The sequence below is a fragment of the Bacillus sp. MM09(2025) genome, from assembly GCF_050496725.1.
GTDB lineage: Bacteria > Bacillota > Bacilli > Bacillales > Bacillaceae > Bacillus > Bacillus pumilus.
The window spans coordinates 216,871-236,847 of sequence record NZ_JBNWEN010000004.1 but is presented as its reverse complement, the minus strand read 5'-3'; the positions used below and the strand labels follow the sequence as shown (position 1 = coordinate 236,847).

Sequence of the window (19,977 nt, the reverse complement as noted above, 5' to 3'; positions counted from 1 at the left end):
CATGTTTATAAATTAAAACTTATTTTTATGCAAAAAACATTCACAGAATCAAAACAAGTGAGAGGAGCTTTTCAATCATGTCACAAAATAAAAAAGTCGTATTAGCATATTCCGGAGGTCTTGATACCTCTGTTGCAGTTAAATGGTTACAAGAGCAAGGATACGAAGTCGTAGCTTGCTGCCTAGACGTAGGTGAGGGAAAAGACTTAGCATTCGTTCAACAAAAAGCACTTCAAGTGGGAGCGGTTCAGTCTTACATGATTGACGCAAAAGAAGAGTTCGCAGAGGAATTTGCACTAACTGCCTTACAAGCACACACGATGTATGAAGGAAAATATCCGCTAGTATCTGCATTATCTCGTCCGCTTATTGCGAAAAAATTGGTGGAAGTTGCAGAAAAAGAAAATGCAGTAGCGGTTGCGCACGGATGTACTGGAAAAGGAAACGACCAAGTCCGTTTTGAAGTCTCCATTAAAGCATTGAATCCAGACCTAGAAGTTCTTGCACCAGTGCGTGAGTGGAAATGGTCTCGTGATGAAGAAATCGATTATGCACAAAAACATGGTATTCCAATTCCGATTAACTTAGACAGCCCATATTCAATCGACCAAAACCTTTGGGGCAGAAGTAACGAGTGCGGCATTTTAGAAGATCCTTGGGCTGCACCGCCAGAAGGAGCGTATGATTTAACGACGCCACTTGAAAAAACTCCTGACACACCTGAGATCATTGAAATCACGTTTGAAAAAGGAAAACCAACAGCTATTGATGGTATTCAGTATTCCTTATCTGATCTCATCCTTCATTTAAATGAAGTCGCTGGTCAGCATGGGGTTGGCAGAATCGACCACGTTGAAAACCGTCTTGTTGGCATTAAATCTCGTGAAGTGTACGAATGCCCAGGTGCTGTCACACTTCTAAAAGCGCACAAAGAGCTTGAAGACTTAACGCTAGTGAAGGAAGTTGCACACTTTAAGCCAATCGTTGAACAAAAAATGGCTGAATTAATATACAACGGATTATGGTTCTCACCACTTAAAGGAGCACTAGATGCTTTCTTACAAGAAACACAACAGAACGTAACAGGTGTTGTACGTGTGAAACTATTTAAAGGTCATGCGATTGTTGAAGGACGTAAATCACCATATTCACTTTATGATGAAAATTTAGCAACTTACACAAAAGCAGATGAATTCGATCATGATGCAGCGGTAGGATTTATTAACCTTTGGGGCTTACCAACAAAAGTAAACAGCATCGTGAATAAAAAGGAGCAGGTTAAAGCATGAAAAAGCTTTGGGGAGGCCGATTTCAAAAAACACCTGAAAAATGGGTCGATGAGTTTGGTGCGTCCATTCATTTCGACAAACAATTAGTCAAAGAAGATCTGACCGGCTCCCTTGCTCATGCAAGTATGCTGAATACATGCGGTATCCTAGATGATGAGGAGGCCGCTGCCATTAAAGATGGACTGAATACGCTCATGAAAAAGGCAGAGGCAGATGAACTCGAATTCTCAGTGGATTATGAGGACATTCATTTAAACCTTGAAAAAATGCTCATTGATGAGATTGGTCCGCTTGGCGGCAAATTGCACACAGCGAGAAGCCGGAATGATCAGGTTGCAACCGATATGCATTTATATTTGAATAACCAAGTAGAGCATATCATTGAACTGATCTCTTCCTTTCAAACAGTGCTTGTGGAAAAAGCAGAACAGCACGTTGAAACGATTTTTCCAGGATATACGCACTTGCAGCGTGCACAGCCTATTTCCTTTGCGCATCATATGCTCGCCTATTTCTGGATGCTAGAGCGTGACAAAGCGCGTTTTCAAGATTCTTTGAAGCGAATTAACGTGTCTCCACTCGGGTGCGGAGCGTTAGCAGGAACGACATTCCCAATTGATCGTGAATATACAGCACAGCTGCTTGGCTTTGATCATATTTACGAAAACAGCCTTGATGGCGTAAGTGATCGGGATTTCATTTTAGAGTTTTTGTCTAATAGCAGCCTTGTGATGATGCATCTCTCACGTCTTTGTGAGGAAATCATTTTATGGTGCTCTCAAGAATTCAAATTCATTGAGCTTGATGACACTTATGCAACAGGCAGCAGCATGATGCCGCAGAAGAAAAACCCGGATATGGCTGAATTAATCCGCGGGAAAACAGGCCGTGTGTATGGCAACCTGATGGGGCTTCTCACGATTATGAAAGGCTTGCCGCTTACGTATAACAAAGACTTGCAAGAAGATAAGGAAGGCATGTTTGATACAGTGAAAACCATTGCTGGCAGCCTGCAAATCTTCACAGGCATGATTCAAACAATGACAGTGAACGAAGATGTCATGAAAAAAGCAACGAAAGAAGATTTCTCAAATGCGACCGAAGTGGCAGACTACCTTGCGAAAAAAGGCATGCCATTCCGTGAAGCACACGAAATCGTTGGCAAGCTCGTGTATACATGCATTCAAAAAGGCATCTACTTAAGTGATCTTCCGTTTGAGACATTTACAGAAGCGAGCGCTCTTTTTGAAGAAGACATTTACACCGTGCTTGATCCTTATGTTGCTGTTGAAAAAAGAACAAGCGCAGGTGGAACTGGATTTAAACAAATTCAGCTCGCTTTAGAAAAAGCAAAAGCCTGCCTAGAGTAACTGACCAAAACCATTCGTTGATACGGATGGTTTTTTGTCTTGGGAAAAGGAGATTGATCATCATTGGAGAAGTTGAAATCATACCAGTGTTAAGCTGAAGAGGGAGTGACAGCAGTTCATGAAGAGAACGCTTCAGGCTTTGTTTGACCAGCCCATCGTATCAGTTGAAACGTTAGGAGAACAGTACGACGGACGGGCTAATGATGTGTGGCTGATCTCCTTACAAGACAAAACGGAATATGTGGTGAAATCTCCTAAAATGACAAAAGTAGAAAGGGAGTTTGAATATGGGATCGACATAATCTATGGAGTAAATGCTCATATAGGACAAGAACATCTCGATCAAATCAATGAAAAACTGGCTCTGACGAATTCCTTTCATATTCCGAAAGTTGTTCGTAAAGTGAAGAAGGCAGGGAAACATGATAATGTCATGGAAAAAATAGAAGGGATCCCTTTAACATCTTTTGAGGGGCGTTCATCACATTTCTATAAAGATTACGGGAGGAAACTAGCGCTTCTTCATTCATATCGAACAAACTCTTTCGGTGCAGTATACGGTGCAGAAACGAGACATTTGAGAGGATTTCATGCTCTTTTAAAAAAGGCTGTCTCCCAACTTGTAAGCCGCTATTATGCTGATCAGCCTGAATTTCAGTGCTATGGAGAAATGGTGCAGCAAAAGCTGGGTCACCTCAATCCTCCTGATTCAGCCAGTCTTATTTTAATTGATTTAGATCCATCGCAATATATTGAAAAAGATGATCAAGTGACGAGTCTAGTGGATACGGAGTATGTTGTGTTTGGACCAGCTGCATTTGATTTTATTGCATTGGAATACCTTTTGACGAAAGAAGCTGCACACGATGTTCAGTTGGGCTATGAAGAGATTTGCCCGCTTCCTCACCAGCTTCATGAGGTGAGAGCATGCTATCGTTTTGTTTCGCTGCTTATTGATATTCATGGCTCGTGGGATATCCAAAAGTGGATGAATCACCCATCATTTTTTCATTCTAAATAGAAATAACAGAAAGGGTTCATAAGTGCGCCAGATGCAGGTTTATAGTAAAGTAAAGATAAGAAACATGTGAACTTGCAACCTTTGCTTTAGGAGGAGATTGTGTGCGACACGCATTAATAACAGCGGGTTCTAAGGGACTTGGCAGGAAAGTCACCGAGTCTTTACTGAATATGGGGTATTCTGTGACAGTCAATTATCGAAGTGATGATGAAGCTGTACGGCAGATGAAAGAAGAATTGCAGGAATATGAAGAGAAGCTTCAATTTGTCCAAGGTGATGTGACAAACAAAGAAGATTTAAAGAACATGGTCGAGCTGGCAGCCGAGCGATTTGGGCGGATCGATGCCTTGATTAACAATGCCGGACCTTATATTTTTGAACGAAAAAAACTAGCGGATTATTCCGAAGATGAATGGTATCAAATGATGGAAGGCAACCTATCTGCTGTGTTCCATTTGTTCCGTATGGTCATCCCAATGATGAGAAAGCAAGGCTTCGGCCGAATTGTCACATATGGCTTCCAAGGTGCAGACCATGCGCCGGGATGGATGCACAGATCAGCCTTCGGAGCAGCAAAAGTGGGGCTCGCGTCACTGACGAAAACCATTGCGATAGAAGAAGCCGAAAACGGCATCACGGCCAATATGGTTTGTCCAGGCAAAATCGTTGGAGACATGAAAGAATCGACAATAGAAGAAGCACGCCAGATGAAAGATGACGAAACGCCGATTGGCAGATCTGGTACTGGAGAAGATATCGGGCGCATCATTTCCTTTTTATGCGATGACCGCTCTGATCTGATTACAGGAACTGTTATTGAAGCAACAGGTGGTCTTAACGTCATTCACAGGCATTAAGTTTTTCAGTTTTTTATACAGGGAATAGATGAAATGAGATCAAATTCGAAAGGTGGATATACTCACATGAAAGCTACATATCACGGACATTCAGTCGTACACATTGAAACAAACGGATACCATATTTGGATTGATCCATTTTTAAATGGAAATAAGCACACAGATATCAAACCGCAAGATGTCAAAGCGGATGCCATTTTGCTGACCCACGGGCATGGAGATCACGTCGGTGACACCATTGAAATCGCTAAAAACAATGATGCGCTCGTTATTGCGCCATTCGAGCTTGCCACTTATTTAAGCTGGCAAGGTGTGAAAACGCACCCGCTTTCGATTGGGGGCGGACGTGAGTTTGAATTTGGTAAAGTGAAGCTCACTCAAGCGTTCCATGGTTCTGCTATCATTGATGAAGATGCAAAAACGATTACGTATACAGGCATGCCATCAGGTATTTTATTTACTGCAGAGGGCAAAACGATTTATCATGCCGGAGACACTGCACTCTTTTCAGATATGAAGCTGATCGGTGAGCTGAATCATATTGAGCTTGCATTCCTTCCGATCGGTGATAACTTCACGATGGGACCGGACGATGCAAGAATCGCAGCCGAATGGCTTCGGGCGAAGCAAGTCGTGCCAGTTCACTACAGCACATTCCCGCCGATTGAGCAGGACCCACATGCATTTGCAGACAGTCTGCATGGCGGCGTCGGTCATGTGTTAAACAGCGGAGAATCGATCGAGATTTAATCAACATAGCAAAAAGCCGGCACTCAAATGCCGGCTTTTTTTATTTACAAGTATCGTGCTGAAAAAAGACAAATTGCTATTAAAAGCCTCCTGCCCTTATAATGAAAGTTAGATGAAAACGCTGAAAACAAAAAGGGTGAACGGGATTGGCGACAAAGCATGAACAAATTTTATCGTATATTGATTCATTAGATGTCGGAGAGAAAATTTCTGTCCGGCGTATTGCGAAAGAAATGAAAGTAAGTGAAGGCACGGCTTACCGGGCTATTAAGGATGCTGAAAATAAAGGGTTCGTGAGTACCATTGAACGAGTCGGCACCATTCGAATTGAACAGAAGAAAAAAGAAAATATTGAAAAACTGACATATGCAGAAGTGGTCAATGTGATTGACGGACAGGTGCTTGGGGGACGAGCGGGCTTACATAAAACATTAAACAAATTTGTCATCGGTGCAATGGAGCTTGATGCGATGATGCGCTATACGGCAGCTGGAAACCTGCTGATTGTCGGAAACCGGATCAATGCCCACAGACAAGCATTAGAGGCAGGGGCGGCTGTACTTGTTACAGGCGGATTCTCAACAGATGATGAAATCATTCAGCTCGCAGATGAGCTTGAACTGCCGATCTTATCGACAAGCTACGATACATTTACCGTAGCAGCTCTCATTAACCGGGCCATTTATGACCAACTCATAAAAAAAGAGATTGTGCTTGTGGAAGATATTTTAACGCCGATAGAACGAACGGTGTATCTATCACCAGAGGATAAGCTTGAAAAATGGTATGAAAAAAACTATGAAACTGGCCACGGCCGCTTTCCAGTCGCTGACGACCAAATGAAGATTCACGGCATTCTCACCTCAAAGGATATCGCAGGTCATGACCGCTCCACACCGATAGAAAAGGTGATGACGAAAAACCCACTGACAGTCATTGGCAAAACCTCTGTCGCTTCTGCAGCTCAAATGATGGTATGGGAAGGCATTGAGGTGCTGCCAGTTGTAGATGATTATGCGAAACTGATTGGAATGATCAGCCGTCAGGACGTGCTGAAGGCGCTTCAAATGATTCAAAAGCAGCCGCAGGTCGGAGAAAAACTGGATGATGTCGTCTCAAGAGGGTTTAAAGAGACCGATACAGAAAAACCAAAGGCAGATGCAGTGTATCAATATGAGGTCACACCACAAATGACAAACCAGCTCGGAAACATTTCATATGGCGTGTTCACGCAAATTTTAATTGAATCCGCCAATCGCTTCTTAAAGTCTCATAAAAAAGGGGAGCTAATTGTCGAAAGTCTCTCTGTCTACTTCTTAAAACCGGTTCAAATGGAATCCACGATACAGATCAAGCCAAATATTTTAGAAGTAGGACGCAAGTTTGGAAAGCTGGAAGTGGAAGTTTATCATCAATCGAATATCGTCGGTAAAGCCATGCTGATGGTGCAGCTCATGGAGAGAGGATAATCTGCTGAAAAAGACAAAGGGCTAAAATAAACATCATTTTAGCCCTTCTCTCCTATTATGCGTGATCTTTTTCGCCTTCCTTTAAAAAGAGCGGAAGGTAATGCTTGTAGGCTTTATATCCAGCCCACGTACTGCCGATACCGACAGCAACAAAAATAAATCCAATGACAAATGCGAGTGACGAGCGGTTTAAAAATAATTGATTCACACCGAAGAGCAGGACAAAGCAGCCAAGTGCCATACTGGATTTCGCCGACCAGAATTTCTTTTCGACTGGGCGGTTCGTACGGACATTCTTTGCTTTGTAGTATAAATAAAACATGGCAGAACAAATAATAAACACAATCAAAACAAGCATGTGCCAAGCCTCCATTGTAAGTGGTTACAACCCTATTTTAAACGTAAATAGGCTTGCTTACTAGAATAAATTGTCTATTCCTCACTTTTCCGTCAGGATAGATTATGATTTAATAATAAAAAGAGTATCGGATAAGAAGGAGTTTTTATGAAAAAAGAACTGATTAGAACCATATCATTATATGACACCATCATCATTCATAGACATGTAAGACCAGATCCTGATGCGTATGGATCGCAGTGCGGCCTTACGGAAATCTTGCGTGCCACCTATCCAGAAAAAAATATTTATGCGACAGGAACCCCGGAGCCATCCCTTTCATTTTTATATGAACTTGATGAAGTGCCGGATGACGTGTACAAAGATGCCCTTGTCATTGTCTGCGATACAGCCAATCAAGCAAGAATTGACGATCAGCGCTATTCAATGGGCGATAAGCTGATGAAAATTGACCATCATCCAAATGAAGATCCTTATGGTGATTTACTTTGGGTGGATACAGAGGCAAGCTCTGTGAGCGAAATGATTTATGAATTGTATTTAGAGGGGAAAGAAGAAGGATATCAGCTGAATACAAAGGCGGCTGAACTCATTTATGCCGGCATTGTAGGAGACACAGGCCGCTTCCTTTTCCCAAACACGACGAAAAAGACGCTCAAATATGCAGGAGAACTGATTGAATATCCATTTTCATCTTCAGACCTTTTCAATCAATTGTATGAGACGGATCTGAATGTCGTGAAATTAAATGGCTATATTTTTCAACATATTTCTTTGTCAGAGAATGGAGTCGCTTCTGTTTTCATTAAGCAGGATATTTTGGAATCGTTCCAAACGACAGCGCAGCAAGCCTCACAGCTTGTTGGAACACTTGGAAATATTGCAGGGATTAAGGCATGGGTCTTTTTTGTGGAAGAAAATGATCAGATTCGTGTTAGATTCCGTTCGAAAGGCGTCGTCATTAATACCATTGCGAAAAAATATCATGGCGGCGGCCACCCGCTTGCAGCTGGTGCGTCTATTTATGATTGGGCCGTGGCAGATGAGATTTTGCGTGATTTAGAAGAAGTATGTAAATCATCATCATGAGAGAGGGGGGCTTCAAGTCCCCTCTCTCTTTTTTTGTTATGGAGAAAAGGGTTACTTGCATACAGGGATAAACCAGCAGCCGATGTCAGTTGAATCTTCATAGGCTTGGAGATTTTGATGCTTTAATTCTTTTTTAATTAAATGAGCCATCATTTCTGTCTCAGCATAAGCGCACATGCCGTCCTTGATCCGGCTTGCTTTGTCTCGTGCCATTTGACGATAGCTATAAACCTCCATTGTCCTCACCTCTTTCTATTGTAGATCTCGTTCTACTTTTAGTGTATAAAAATTAAGGGGGAAAAGCGATCATTGAGGGCAGAAATTCATAAAAATTCCACATGATCATTTATTCAGCAAATGAAATGCGCACTTCAAGTGAAAGCTTCGTATAAATTGTCAGCTCTGTCACTTTGGCGCGGTATGCCTTTTCCCGAATGGTATATTCTTTGTTTTCGACCGTGCGTTTTAATAATTCCTTTGTTTTATAGACACTTTCAATATCCTTTGTAATAACCTCTGAGATATCCTCCTTGACCTGATCTTCAAATTTTAGCGTGTCTGGCTCTGGGATTTTATACTGCTCACGATTGACGAGATGGACATCTACGCTTTGGATCAGCAGTCGCTTCTTATTATCCTCATTTAACTTATGCAAATCTTCCCGATAGAGTGTGATTTGTTCTTTCAGACTGTCCATATGGTGCTGCTGGCTTCTCAGAAGTGTCACCTGCTTTTCCTGAAAGGTTCCGTATGTAAAGAGGAAAATGAGCCAGCTCACAATCGCACCAAACATCATCCCCGCAAAAAAACGTTGCCAGCCTGGACGTTTGTAAAGCTCCGGCACCCTCATGATGACACATGCTCCTGTGTGAGCCACGTGATAATAAGATAACCCGTTTGCGCACCGCCCATGGCAGAGACAATTAATAAAATCTGCTTGAAAATATCACGCGTGTTCCCTTCAAAAATGCCTCGTTCAAAGCTATAAACAGCATCAAACGTTCCGCCGATGGCTGCGACAAGCGCCCAAATCTTTAATCGATTGGCAAGACTCGTAATAATGGATAAAGGCGGCTGACCAGACAAATAAGCACCAACACCGCCGATAATGGCACCACCCAAAATGACTCCAAGCGCAATAAAATAACAGCTGATAAAATTTGGAATAAAAGCTTCCTTCACATCCATTTTGTCCACCTCACTCTATTCAATATATGGTGCGTGCGGGACAAGTATGAACGGACAGAAAAGAAAGAACATTTGTTTCTCATCGCATCGCGTTTTATAATGAAAGAATGACTTTAGACGAAAGGAGTGGATTAAGCATGTCTTATGTTCATCTTCAGGTCCACAGTGGATACAGCTTATTAAGCAGTGCAGCAAAAGTAAAGGAGCTTGTGCTGAAAGCAAAAGAACTTGGCTGCAAGGCGCTCGCTCTTACCGATGACCATGTGATGTATGGAACGGTTGAATTTTATAAGGAATGTAAAAAACATGGCATCAAGCCGGTCATCGGTTTAACAGCTTCTGTCTTCATAGATGAACAAGAGACAGAGGCTTATCCCTTGGTGCTCCTTGCCAAAAACAATGAAGGCTACCAAAACTTGATCAAAATCAGCAGTGTGCTGAAATCAAAATCAAAAGCTGGACTGAAAAAGAAATGGCTGAAAAGCTATCACCGCGGGCTCATTGCCATCACACCAGGTGTTTCTGGCTACATTGAAACGCTGCTTCAGCACGATCAGATAGAAGAAGCGAATGATGCGGCGAAACAATTGAAACATATTTTCGGTGAGGGACATGTGTACATCGCACTTCAGCCATTTCAGCAAGACGAATCGCTTACAGGTAAACTGAGGGATGTCTCAAAAAGTGCGGACATTCCTCTTGTTGCGACAGGAGATGTCCACTACATCAACATGGAAGACAAAACGGCCTATACGTGTTTAAAGGCGATTAAAGCAGGGCAGCAGCTGCCTGAGGTTGAGGAAGACCAAGCAGAAAAGCATTTCAGAACCTTTGAAGAAATGAAGGAATGGTATACGCAGGATACGGAGCTGCTCACAAGAACGGTGGAGATCGCAGACCGCTGTGAAGTCGATTTAAATCTTGGGCAGACAAAACTCCCATCCTATCCGACCCCTGATCAATCAACAGCAGATCAGTTTTTACGCAAAGTGTGTGCGGAAGGGATGAAGCAAAGAAAGATTGCTTCAAATGAAGCGTATGTGAAAAGACTTGAGTACGAACTGAGCATTATCCAAAAAATGAATTTCAGTGATTATTTTCTCATCGTGTGGGATTTTATGAAGTATGCCCATGACCAAGGCATTGTCACAGGACCGGGCCGAGGATCGGCAGCAGGATCACTTGTTGCCTATGTACTGTTTATTACGGATGTTGATCCGCTCCGTCACGGTTTGTTATTTGAACGTTTCTTAAATCCTGAGCGAATCAGTATGCCTGATATTGATATAGATTTCCCTGATACGAGAAGAGATGAAATCATTTCTTATGTAAAAGACAAATACGGAGACATGCATGTGGCGCAAATTGTCACGTTTGGAACACTTGCAGCAAAAGCAGCTTTAAGAGATGTAGGACGTGTGATGGGGATTGATTCAAAGGCAGCGGATCGTCTTGCAAAGCTGATTCCGTCAAAGCCAGGAACGACGCTGAAAGAAGCGCTCACTGCATCTCCTGAATTAAAAACAATGCTCCAGCAGTCCGAAGAGCTCAGGCAAGTCTTTCAAACTGCTTTAAAGGTGGAAGGCTTGCCAAGACATACCTCGACACATGCAGCTGGCGTTGTGCTGAGCGAGGAGCCTCTGACAGAGGTCGTTCCGATTCAAGACGGCCATGATGGTGTGTATTTAACGCAGTATGCGATGAATTATTTAGAAGATCTCGGACTTTTAAAGATGGATTTCTTAGGACTTAGAAACTTAACCTTAATTGAATCCATTAAAAACCAGATTGAAAGACAGGAAAACGTCCACATTAACTTTAGTGACATTTCATATGAAGATCAGAAAACATTTGAATTGTTATCAGCGGGGGATACAACTGGGATTTTCCAGCTTGAATCACAAGGAATGCGTCAGGTGCTGAGACGCTTGAAGCCCTCTAGTTTAGAAGACATTGTGGCAGTCAATGCCCTCTACCGTCCAGGTCCAATGGAGAATATCCCGCTCTTTATCGACCGAAAGCACGGCAGAGTCAAGGTCTCTTACCCGCATCCTGATTTGTATGACATTTTAAAAGACACATATGGAGTCATCGTCTATCAGGAGCAGATCATGCTGATTGCAGCGAAGATGGCAGGCTTTCAGCTTGGCGAGGCAGATCTATTAAGAAGAGCAGTTTCAAAGAAGGATAAAAAGGTTCTTGATGAAGAGCGGAGCCATTTTGTTGAAGGATGCCTAAAAAAGGAGTATCCTGTTAACATTGCAAATGACGTTTATGACTTAATCGTCAAATTTGCAAACTATGGTTTTAATAGAAGCCATGCTGTTGCATATAGCATGATTGGCTTTCAGCTTGCTTACTTAAAAGCGCATTATCCGTTATATTTTATGTGCGGACTTTTAACGAGTGTGATTGGAAATGATGACAAAGTTGCTCAATATTTCTATGAGGCAAAGGAAAAAGGGATATCTGTGTTGAAGCCTTCTATTAATAAGAGTGAATTTCCATTTACGGTTGAAAAAGGGGAGATCCGCTACAGCTTAAGAGCGATCAAAAATGTCGGAGTGTCAGCTGTAAAGGATATATACAGGGCAAGACAGGAAAAGCCGTTTGAAGATTTATTTGATTTTTGCGCAAGAGTATCAGCAAAGAGTGTCAACCGAAAAACGATTGAAGCGCTCATTTTTTCAGGGGCGATGGATGAGCTTTATCCAAATCGTGCTTCGTTATTGGCATCAATAGATATTGCATTAGACCACGTGTCATTTTTAAATCCAGATGATCAGCTTGACTTTCTGGGGGATACAACCTTCTCTATTAAGCCAAAATATGCAGAGATAGAAGAATTGCCGCTTGTCGATCTTCTGCAATTTGAAAAAGAGGCACTTGGACTATATTTATCAAATCATCCTGTACAAGCGTACCGAGATCGCTTAAGAGAGAATGGTGCAGTGGAAATCATCAGACTTTCTTCCTATATAAAGCGAAAGGTCTCAATGGGTGGTCTTTTGACAAAGGTGAAATCGATTCGAACAAAAAATGGACAATCGATGGCATTTGTCACATTTGGGGATGAAACGGGAGAAATGGAAGGCGTCGTCTTTCCAGAGCAATTTAGAAAGCTGTCCCCCTTACTTGAGGAGGGCGCCATGCTTTATGTTGAAGGCAGAATAGATGTCAGAAATGACAGCAGCCAGATCATCGTGCAAGAAGCCGTTCTGCTTGAAGAGATGGGCACACAAAGAAAAGAGTCTGTCTACATTCGGGTGAAAGAAGAAAATCATACGCAGGAGCTGCTAGAGCAAGTAAAGCGGGTGATCTCGATGCACAGCGGAGAAGCAGATGTCTATTTGTATTATGAGAAGCAAAAAAAGACAGTGAGACTTCCAGATGCATACAAAGTTCATGCAGATCATGCTGTCATTTTCCAGTTAAAAGAGCTGCTTGGTGAACAAAACGTTGTGATTAAATGATGACAAATCGCCTGAATATGTTTTACAAATTCACCTATTGTGTTATCATTTTAAAGATTCTGTGTATTTAAAACTGCCAGTATGTGCTTATCAACTTAGCAATTCATTAAATCATTTTCCACTTGAAGGAGTGTTTCACATGTCATTAAGAGAAGAAGCATTACATATGCACAAAGAGAATCAAGGCAAACTTGAATCAAAATCAAAAGTACAAGTGAAAAATGCGAAAGACTTGAGCTTGGCTTACTCACCTGGTGTTGCAGAACCATGTAAAGATATTTATGACGACACAAGCAAAGTGTATGATTATACAATGAAAGGCAATATGGTCGCTGTTGTCACAGACGGAAGCGCTGTTTTAGGGCTTGGAAATATTGGTGCAGAAGCATCTCTTCCAGTAATGGAAGGAAAAGCTGTACTATTCAAAAGCTTCGCTGGCGTTGATGCCTTCCCGATCGCGCTTGCGACAAACGATGTAGACAAAATCGTTGAAACAGTAAAGCTTCTTGAGCCAACGTTTGGCGGTGTCAACCTTGAAGATATTGCAGCTCCAAACTGCTTTATTATCGAAGAGCGCTTGAAAAAAGAGACAAACATTCCAGTGTTCCATGATGATCAGCACGGAACAGCGATTGTGACAGTAGCAGGACTTGTAAATGCGCTGAAACTGTCTGGAAAATCAATGTCCTCTATCAAAGTGGTGGCAAACGGCGCTGGAGCAGCGGGAATTGCGATTATCAAGCTTCTATATCATTTCGGTGTACGTGATATTATCATGTGTGATACAAAAGGCGCAATTTATGAAGGCCGCCCGAACGGTATGAATGCAGTGAAAAATGAAGTGGCTAAATTCACGAACCAAGACCGTAACGAAGGTTCATTAGAAGAAGTGATTGAAGGCGCTGACGTCTTCATCGGGGTCTCAGCAGCAGGCGCTCTAACAAAAGAAATGGTTGGCAAAATGGCAAAAGATCCTGTCATCTTCGCAATGGCGAATCCTAATCCAGAGATCATGCCAGAAGATGCACATGCAGCAGGCGCAAGTGTTGTAGGCACTGGCCGTTCTGACTTCCCGAACCAAGTAAACAACGTACTGGCATTCCCAGGAATTTTCCGCGGAGCATTAGATGTACGAGCAACCCACATTAACGAAGAAATGAAAATTGCAGCCGTAGAAGCAATTGCTTCTCTTGTTTCAGATGATAAATTGTCAGCTGAATACGTCATCCCTGAACCATTTGATGCACGTGTAGCACCAGCGGTAGCAAAAGCGGTAGCAAAAGCAGCAATGGAAACTGGTGTTGCAAGAATCCAAGTCGACCCAGAAGAAGTCGCTGAAAAAACAAGAAAATTAACGATTATCGGCGAATAATCAATTGGAAAAGTGTGCACGTTCTTTCTGAAATTGGAGGAAAGTCGTGCACCATTTCCTCTCATACGCGAAAATTTTTTCATCCGGAATGATATTTTTTTGTAGACGTTCACAATTCACCTATATCAACTGCTCAGCGCCCCAAACACATACTCATTTCTCATCAATTCCCCACTGAAAAAATTGAATGAAGGATGACAGCGTTTGACAAAAAAAGTACAATAGTTTCGGTACAGTTATGACATGTCCTATAATAGTGGATGTGCGTGTAAAGAAAAAACCCTTCAAAAAGGGAGGTAGTCATTTGTCAATCAAAAATATTTTCAGTAAAAAGAAAAAATATGCATCTGTACCCTCTGAACAGGCAAGTCAAGATGTGCCTGAAGGCATCATGACCAAATGTCCGCAATGTAAAAAAATAATGCTCACCAAAGAACTAGATAAAAATTTACGTGTTTGCATGAATTGCGGCAGACATTTGCAAATGAATGCAAAACAGCGTATTGACAGCCTTGTTGACGAAGGCACATTTGAAGAATTTAACGGGCACCTGATCTCAGAAAACCCGCTCGGATTCCCAGGCTACGAAGAAAAGCTTGAGAAAGACAGAGAAAAAACATCTTTGAATGAAGCCATTGTCACAGGTCAAGGTGAAATTGAAGGCAAGCGTGCTGTGATCGCTGTCATGGATGCCACATTCCGTATGGGCAGCATGGGCTCGGTTGTTGGTGAAAAGATCACACTTGCGATCGAGAAAGCAAAAGCGGACAAGGTGCCATTTATCATCTTTACTGCATCAGGCGGAGCGAGAATGCAAGAGGGGATCCTCAGTCTTATGCAGATGGCAAAAACAAGCTCAGCATTAAAACTGTTCAGCGAGGACCAAGGTTTGATTATCTCTGTGATGACGAACCCAACAACTGGCGGTGTATCAGCTAGTTTCGCGTCTCTTGGTGATTACAACTTTGCAGAACCTGGTGCTTTAATTGGGTTTGCAGGTCGTAGAATCATTGAACAAACAATTCGTGAAGACCTACCAGAGGACTTCCAAACGGCTGAATTTTTGTTAAAGCATGGACAGCTGGATGCTGTCATTCATCGTGCAGAGATGAAAGAAACACTAGGCCGAATCTTAGCATTACACAGCACAGGAGGTGAACGAGAGTGGCTGGAGAACTAGAATTTGAAAAACCTGTCATTGAACTTCGAGCGAAAATTGATGAACTGAAAAAGTTCACACAAAACTCAGAAATGGATTTAAGTGCAGAAATTGAGCGTCTTGAAACACGTCTGAGCAAACTTGAAGCAGACATTTATACAAATTTAAAGCCGTGGGACAGAGTACAGATTGCTCGTCATGCGATGCGTCCAACAACTCTCGATTACATTCAAGAGCTGTTTGACAACTTTTTCGAGTGTCACGGTGACCGTTTTTATGGCGATGATGAAGCGATCGTTGGAGGAATTGCCACGTTTAAAGGGCTTCCTGTCACGGTGATTGGCCACCAGCGCGGTAAAGATACAAAAGAAAACTTGCGCCGTAATTTCGGAATGCCTCATCCAGAAGGCTACCGTAAAGCGCTGCGCTTGATGAAACAAGCAGATAAATTTAATCGTCCGATCATTTGCTTTATTGATACAAAAGGAGCTTATCCTGGTAAAGCAGCTGAAGAACGCGGGCAAAGTGAAGCAATTGCGAAAAACCTATTCGAAATGGCAGGACTTCGTGTACCGGTTGTCTGTATTGTCATTGGAGAAGGCGGAAGTGGCGGCGCACTAGGCTTAGGCGTAGGAAACCACCTATACATGCTAGAGAATTCAACGTATTCAGTGATTTCACCTGAAGGTGCAGCAGCACTGCTCTGGAAGGACTCATCACTTGCGAAAAAAGCTGCAGAATCAATGAAAATTACGGCTCCAGACCTAAAAGAATTAGATATTATAGATGATGTTATTAAAGAAGTGCAAGGTGGAGCACACCGAGACGTGAAACAACAAGCAGCCTACATTGAAAAAATATTAAAACAGTCACTTACATCTTTGCTCAAACTAACACCTGAAGAACTAGTCGAACAAAGATATCAAAAATACAAAGCAATCGGGAAAGTATCGGTTGAAAATCAATATATTGGGGTAAACTAAATAAACGTACAGCCTTTTTGGCTGGCGTTTATTTTTTTCATCTTTTTTCATCAAAACCTTCCTCGTGTAAGCGCTATTTGAAAATAATTTTCATTTGTTTTCATAAAATTTGAAACGCCTGAAAACCTTGATATGGTAGGCTTTAGAGGGGGTGACCTTCCTAGGTTTTGAAAGAAATGCTTTCATACTTTCTTAACTTTTGTTTAAAAACGGTTTATTTAATTGTATAATAAGTACGGTTTTAGAAATACAAATTGAAAACATCCTGTTTTGCTCATGATTGTTTTCAAGCAGTGGAAATGGTATGTTTAATTCATATATGGTCTCTGAGGTGAAAAAGATGAAGCGTATAGGAGTTTTAACGAGCGGTGGGGATTCCCCAGGAATGAATGCAGCTGTGCGCGCAGTTGTAAGGAAAGCGATTTACCATAATGTTGAAGTTTACGGTATTTATAATGGATATTCAGGTCTAATTAACGGTAAAATTGAGAAACTTGAAATAGGTTCAGTTGGCGATATTATTCATCGTGGAGGAACAAAACTTTACACGGCAAGATGTCCTGAATTCAAGACAGTTGAAGGTCGTGAAAAAGGCATTGAAAACTTAAAAAAATTCGGTATTGAAGGACTTGTTGTGATCGGCGGAGACGGTTCATTCATGGGAGCAAAGAAATTAACTGAGCTTGGTTTTCCATGTGTAGGTGTCCCGGGTACAATCGACAACGATATTCCAGGTACTGATTTCACTATTGGCTTTGATACAGCACTGAATACAGTCATTGACGCCATTGATAAAATTCGTGATACAGCCACATCTCATGAACGTACATACGTAGTGGAAGTAATGGGAAGACATGCTGGTGATATTGCTCTTTGGTCAGGTCTTGCAGGCGGAGCCGAATCTATTTTGATTCCAGAAGCAGACTATGACATGGATGAAATTATCGCGAGATTAAGAAGAGGGCACGAGCGCGGCAAGAAGCACAGTATCATCATCGTCGCAGAAGGCGTAGGCAGCGGTGTTGAATTTGGTAAGCGGATTGAAGAGGAGACAAGCCTTGAAACCCGTGTATCTGTCTTAGGACATATTCAGCGCGGAGGTTCTCCAAGTGCGTTTGACCGAGTACTCGCAAGCCGTTTAGGAGCATATGCAGTAGAACTTCTACTTGAAGGAAAAGGCGGACGCTGTGTGGGTATTCAAAGCAACGACCTCGTTCACCACGATATTTTAGATATCTTAGATAAAAAACATACAGTCGATCAAAACATGTACCGACTTTCACAAGAGCTCTCTATATAAAACGAGAAGACCTTAGGAGGAACAGTAATGAGAAAGACAAAAATCGTTTGTACAATCGGTCCAGCAAGTGAAACCATTGAAAAGCTGACTGAATTGATTGAAGCAGGAATGAATGTAGCCAGACTAAACTTCTCTCACGGAGATTTTGAAGAGCATGGTGCACGCATTGAAAACATTCGTAAAGCAGGTAAAACATTAGGCAAGGACATTGCGATCCTTCTTGATACAAAAGGTCCAGAGATCCGTACACGTACAGTCGAAAACGGCTCAATTGAGCTAGTCGCTGGTGCAGATCTTATCGTAAGTATGGAAGACATTGTTGGAAATACGGAAAAAATTAGTGTGACATATGAAGATTTGATTCATGATGTAGAAGTGGGTTCAACAATCCTTTTAGATGATGGTCTTATTGGTTTAGAAGTCAAAGAACTGAACATGGACCGTAAAGAAATCGTCACAAAGGTCATGAATACAGGCACGCTCAAAAACAAAAAAGGTGTTAACGTACCAGGTGTAAGTGTGAACCTGCCAGGTATTACAGAAAAGGATGCCAATGATATTCTGTTCGGAGTTGAACAAGGCGTCGATTTCATCGCAGCTTCTTTTGTGAGACGAGCTTCTGATGTTCTTGAAATTCGTGAGCTTCTCGAAAAGAATAACGCGGCTGACATTCAAATCATCCCTAAGATTGAAAACCAAGAGGGTGTTGATAACATCGATGAAATCCTTGAGGTATCAGACGGTTTGATGGTTGCGCGTGGAGATCTTGGTGTAGAGATCCCGGCAGAAGAAGTACCGCTTGTACAAAAAATGTTGATCAAAAAATGCAATCGCTTAGGCAAACCAGTCATCACAGCGACCCAAATGCTTGACAGCATGCAGCGTAATCCTCGTCCAACTCGTGCGGAAGCAAGTGACGTGGCAAATGCCATTTTTGATGGCACAGATGCGATTATGCTTTCTGGTGAAACAGCAGCAGGAACGTATCCAGTGGAAGCTGTACAAACGATGCATAACATTGCATCACGCTCAGAAGATGCACTCAACTATAAAGCCATTCTTTCTCGCAGAAGTGAAGAAGTAGAAGTCAGCATTACAGATGCCATCGGTCAATCTGTTGCGCATACAGCGATGAAGCTTGATGTTGCAGCGATTGTGACACCTACAGAAAGCGGTCATACAGCGAGAATGATTTCAAAATATAGACCAAAAGCACCAATCGTAGCGGTCACAGCAAACGAATCAGTTGCAAGAAAGCTATCTCTTGTATTCGGTGTATTTGCAAAGAGCGGATCAAAAACGACGTCTACTGATGAAATGCTTGAGAATGCAGTCGAGAAATCGATTGAAACAGGCTACGTGAGACACGGCGATTTAATCGTCATTACAGCTGGTGTGCCAGTTGGTGAAACAGGTACAACAAACTTAATGAAAGTCTATGTTGTCGGTGACATTATTGCGAAAGGTCAAGGAATTGGCCGTAAATCTGCATTTGGACCGGTTGTTATTGCACAAAGCGGAAAAGAAGCAGATGAAAAAATGTACGATGGTGCGATTCTTGTCGCAAACTGTACAGACCGTGATATGATGGGTGCTTTAGAGAAAGCATCAGCCCTGATCACTGAAGAAGGCGGCTTAACAAGCCATGCAGCAGTCGTTGGACTCAGCCTTGGCATTCCAGTGATTGTAGGTCTTGATGGTGCAACAACATTGCTAAAAGAAGGCGAAGAGATTACAGTAGATCCGGCACGCGGAGCGATCTACAAAGGCCGTGCAAGCGTCCTTTAAATCATATACACGAGGGGAGTTGTCTGACTCCTCTCTTTTTTTATGTTACACTAAAAAAGTAAAACAGCTTTCGGGTGAAAGATACCCCATGAGGTGATATGGTTGAAAAAATATTTGCTACTATTATTGATTCTGTTCCCTGCAGTGGAAATCAGTTTATTTTTAATATCAAGTAAAATCATTGGCATTTTGCCAACGATGCTGATGATCGTACTCACGAGTGCACTAGGTGCTTATTTTGCAAGAAAACAAGGAATCGAAGCATTTCAAAAAGTGCAAAGAGATTTACAATATGGCAAAATGCCAGGGGTAACGATTGTCGATGGTTTTTGCATTCTAATCGGTGGTCTGCTCCTGCTCATTCCCGGCTTCTTATCAGATATCATCGGTGCGCTGCTGCTCATTCCGATGACGAGAAAGCAAATCAAGCCGCTCTTTGAACGCTGGCTCAGGAACATGTCTAATCGCAGTCGCTATACGATTATTCGCTAAAGAGACCTTGAACTGAAGG

General features: G+C 42.2%; 18 protein-coding genes. 14 read left to right on the top strand and 4 right to left on the bottom strand.

What is annotated here, in order from left to right; all coding sequences use genetic code 11:
- The first annotated feature begins 77 nt into the window (after positions 1-77).
- From ACQYAC_RS07440 to ACQYAC_RS07415, 6 genes are all read left to right on the top strand, one after another.
- Positions 78-1,289: an argininosuccinate synthase gene (locus tag ACQYAC_RS07440; RefSeq protein ID WP_003216486.1), complete on the top strand. Its 1,212-nt coding sequence runs from the start codon at positions 78-80 to the stop codon at positions 1,287-1,289.
- Complete coding sequence (argH, locus tag ACQYAC_RS07435; RefSeq protein ID WP_429943023.1) at positions 1,286-2,659, top strand: argininosuccinate lyase; 1,374 nt, start codon at positions 1,286-1,288, stop codon at positions 2,657-2,659. The genes ACQYAC_RS07440 and argH overlap by 4 nt, the downstream gene beginning before the upstream one ends.
- A gap of 118 nt (positions 2,660-2,777) precedes the next feature.
- Positions 2,778-3,680, top strand: coding sequence for a phosphotransferase (locus ACQYAC_RS07430; protein ID WP_429943022.1), 903 nt, complete (start codon positions 2,778-2,780; stop codon positions 3,678-3,680).
- Positions 3,681-3,781: 101 nt separating this feature from the next.
- Positions 3,782-4,537: an SDR family oxidoreductase gene (locus tag ACQYAC_RS07425; RefSeq protein ID WP_058015082.1), complete on the top strand. Its 756-nt coding sequence runs from the start codon at positions 3,782-3,784 to the stop codon at positions 4,535-4,537.
- 66 nt (positions 4,538-4,603) lie between these two features.
- Positions 4,604-5,287 carry a metal-dependent hydrolase gene (locus ACQYAC_RS07420; RefSeq protein ID WP_144462564.1) on the top strand — a complete coding sequence of 228 codons (684 nt, stop codon included), beginning with the start codon at positions 4,604-4,606 and terminating at the stop codon, positions 5,285-5,287.
- 146 nt (positions 5,288-5,433) lie between these two features.
- Entirely contained in the window at positions 5,434-6,756 is a 1,323-nt protein-coding gene (locus ACQYAC_RS07415; RefSeq protein ID WP_058015084.1) for a CBS domain-containing protein, read from the top strand.
- Positions 6,757-6,811: 55 nt separating this feature from the next.
- On the opposite strand, the gene ACQYAC_RS07410 is transcribed toward ACQYAC_RS07415, so the two are convergent.
- Positions 6,812-7,114, bottom strand: a complete 303-nt coding sequence (locus tag ACQYAC_RS07410) for a YtpI family protein (RefSeq protein ID WP_003216665.1) — start codon at positions 7,112-7,114, stop codon at positions 6,812-6,814.
- A 147-nt stretch (positions 7,115-7,261) separates the two neighbouring features.
- Between ACQYAC_RS07410 and ACQYAC_RS07405 the strand changes: the two genes are divergently transcribed.
- Positions 7,262-8,203, top strand: a complete 942-nt coding sequence (locus tag ACQYAC_RS07405; protein ID WP_003216520.1) for a DHH family phosphoesterase — start codon at positions 7,262-7,264, stop codon at positions 8,201-8,203.
- A gap of 51 nt (positions 8,204-8,254) precedes the next feature.
- Here the strand turns inward: ACQYAC_RS07405 and ACQYAC_RS07400 are convergent, their stop codons facing one another.
- From ACQYAC_RS07400 to ACQYAC_RS07390, 3 genes are all read right to left on the bottom strand, one after another.
- On the bottom strand, positions 8,255-8,440 hold the full coding sequence (locus ACQYAC_RS07400) for a hypothetical protein (RefSeq protein ID WP_003216400.1): 186 nt from the start codon (positions 8,438-8,440) through the stop codon (positions 8,255-8,257).
- A 109-nt stretch (positions 8,441-8,549) separates the two neighbouring features.
- A complete protein-coding gene (ytrI, locus tag ACQYAC_RS07395; RefSeq protein ID WP_003216226.1) occupies positions 8,550-9,053 on the bottom strand; it encodes a sporulation membrane protein YtrI in 504 nt (167 codons plus the stop codon).
- Positions 9,050-9,391 (bottom strand): YtrH family sporulation protein, encoded by a 342-nt coding sequence (locus ACQYAC_RS07390; RefSeq protein WP_034661856.1) that lies wholly within the window; start codon positions 9,389-9,391, stop codon positions 9,050-9,052. Before ACQYAC_RS07390 ends, ytrI begins: the two co-directional genes overlap by 4 nt.
- A gap of 137 nt (positions 9,392-9,528) precedes the next feature.
- On the opposite strand from ACQYAC_RS07390, the gene dnaE reads away from it, so the two are divergent.
- From dnaE to ACQYAC_RS07355, 7 genes are all read left to right on the top strand, one after another.
- Positions 9,529-12,864, top strand: a complete 3,336-nt coding sequence (gene dnaE / locus ACQYAC_RS07385) for a DNA polymerase III subunit alpha (RefSeq protein WP_429943021.1) — start codon at positions 9,529-9,531, stop codon at positions 12,862-12,864.
- Between the two features lie 139 nt (positions 12,865-13,003).
- On the top strand, positions 13,004-14,236 hold the full coding sequence (locus ACQYAC_RS07380) for an NAD(P)-dependent malic enzyme (protein WP_429943020.1): 1,233 nt from the start codon (positions 13,004-13,006) through the stop codon (positions 14,234-14,236).
- 304 nt (positions 14,237-14,540) lie between these two features.
- Positions 14,541-15,416, top strand: coding sequence for an acetyl-CoA carboxylase, carboxyltransferase subunit beta (accD, locus tag ACQYAC_RS07375; protein ID WP_012010866.1), 876 nt, complete (start codon positions 14,541-14,543; stop codon positions 15,414-15,416).
- Positions 15,401-16,378 carry an acetyl-CoA carboxylase carboxyl transferase subunit alpha gene (accA, locus tag ACQYAC_RS07370; protein ID WP_058015088.1) on the top strand — a complete coding sequence of 326 codons (978 nt, stop codon included), beginning with the start codon at positions 15,401-15,403 and terminating at the stop codon, positions 16,376-16,378. The genes accD and accA overlap by 16 nt, the downstream gene beginning before the upstream one ends.
- Before the next feature lie 340 nt (positions 16,379-16,718).
- Positions 16,719-17,678 (top strand): 6-phosphofructokinase, encoded by a 960-nt coding sequence (gene pfkA / locus ACQYAC_RS07365; protein ID WP_058015138.1) that lies wholly within the window; start codon positions 16,719-16,721, stop codon positions 17,676-17,678.
- A 27-nt stretch (positions 17,679-17,705) separates the two neighbouring features.
- A complete protein-coding gene (pyk, locus tag ACQYAC_RS07360; RefSeq protein WP_058015089.1) occupies positions 17,706-19,466 on the top strand; it encodes a pyruvate kinase in 1,761 nt (586 codons plus the stop codon).
- Positions 19,467-19,568: 102 nt separating this feature from the next.
- Positions 19,569-19,958 (top strand): FxsA family protein, encoded by a 390-nt coding sequence (locus tag ACQYAC_RS07355; RefSeq protein ID WP_061409064.1) that lies wholly within the window; start codon positions 19,569-19,571, stop codon positions 19,956-19,958.
- Positions 19,959-19,977 lie beyond the last annotated feature (19 nt).

Bases quoted from the DNA above. Each gene is read 5' to 3' on its own strand.
- ACQYAC_RS07410 (WP_003216665.1), bottom strand. From the start codon at position 7,114: ATGCTTGTTTTGATTGTGTTTATTATTTGTTCTGCCATGTTTTATTTA.
- ACQYAC_RS07440 (WP_003216486.1), top strand. From the start codon at position 78: ATGTCACAAAATAAAAAAGTCGTATTAGCATATTCCGGAGGTCTTGAT.
- ACQYAC_RS07405 (WP_003216520.1), top strand. From the start codon at position 7,262: ATGAAAAAAGAACTGATTAGAACCATATCATTATATGACACCATCATC.
- pyk (WP_058015089.1), top strand. From the start codon at position 17,706: ATGAGAAAGACAAAAATCGTTTGTACAATCGGTCCAGCAAGTGAAACC.
- ACQYAC_RS07390 (WP_034661856.1), bottom strand. From the start codon at position 9,391: ATGGATGTGAAGGAAGCTTTTATTCCAAATTTTATCAGCTGTTATTTT.
- ytrI (WP_003216226.1), bottom strand. From the start codon at position 9,053: ATGAGGGTGCCGGAGCTTTACAAACGTCCAGGCTGGCAACGTTTTTTT.
- ACQYAC_RS07430 (WP_429943022.1), top strand. From the start codon at position 2,778: ATGAAGAGAACGCTTCAGGCTTTGTTTGACCAGCCCATCGTATCAGTT.
- ACQYAC_RS07420 (WP_144462564.1), top strand. From the start codon at position 4,604: ATGAAAGCTACATATCACGGACATTCAGTCGTACACATTGAAACAAAC.
- dnaE (WP_429943021.1), top strand. From the start codon at position 9,529: ATGTCTTATGTTCATCTTCAGGTCCACAGTGGATACAGCTTATTAAGC.
- argH (WP_429943023.1), top strand. From the start codon at position 1,286: ATGAAAAAGCTTTGGGGAGGCCGATTTCAAAAAACACCTGAAAAATGG.
- ACQYAC_RS07400 (WP_003216400.1), bottom strand. From the start codon at position 8,440: ATGGAGGTTTATAGCTATCGTCAAATGGCACGAGACAAAGCAAGCCGG.
- pfkA (WP_058015138.1), top strand. From the start codon at position 16,719: ATGAAGCGTATAGGAGTTTTAACGAGCGGTGGGGATTCCCCAGGAATG.
- ACQYAC_RS07380 (WP_429943020.1), top strand. From the start codon at position 13,004: ATGTCATTAAGAGAAGAAGCATTACATATGCACAAAGAGAATCAAGGC.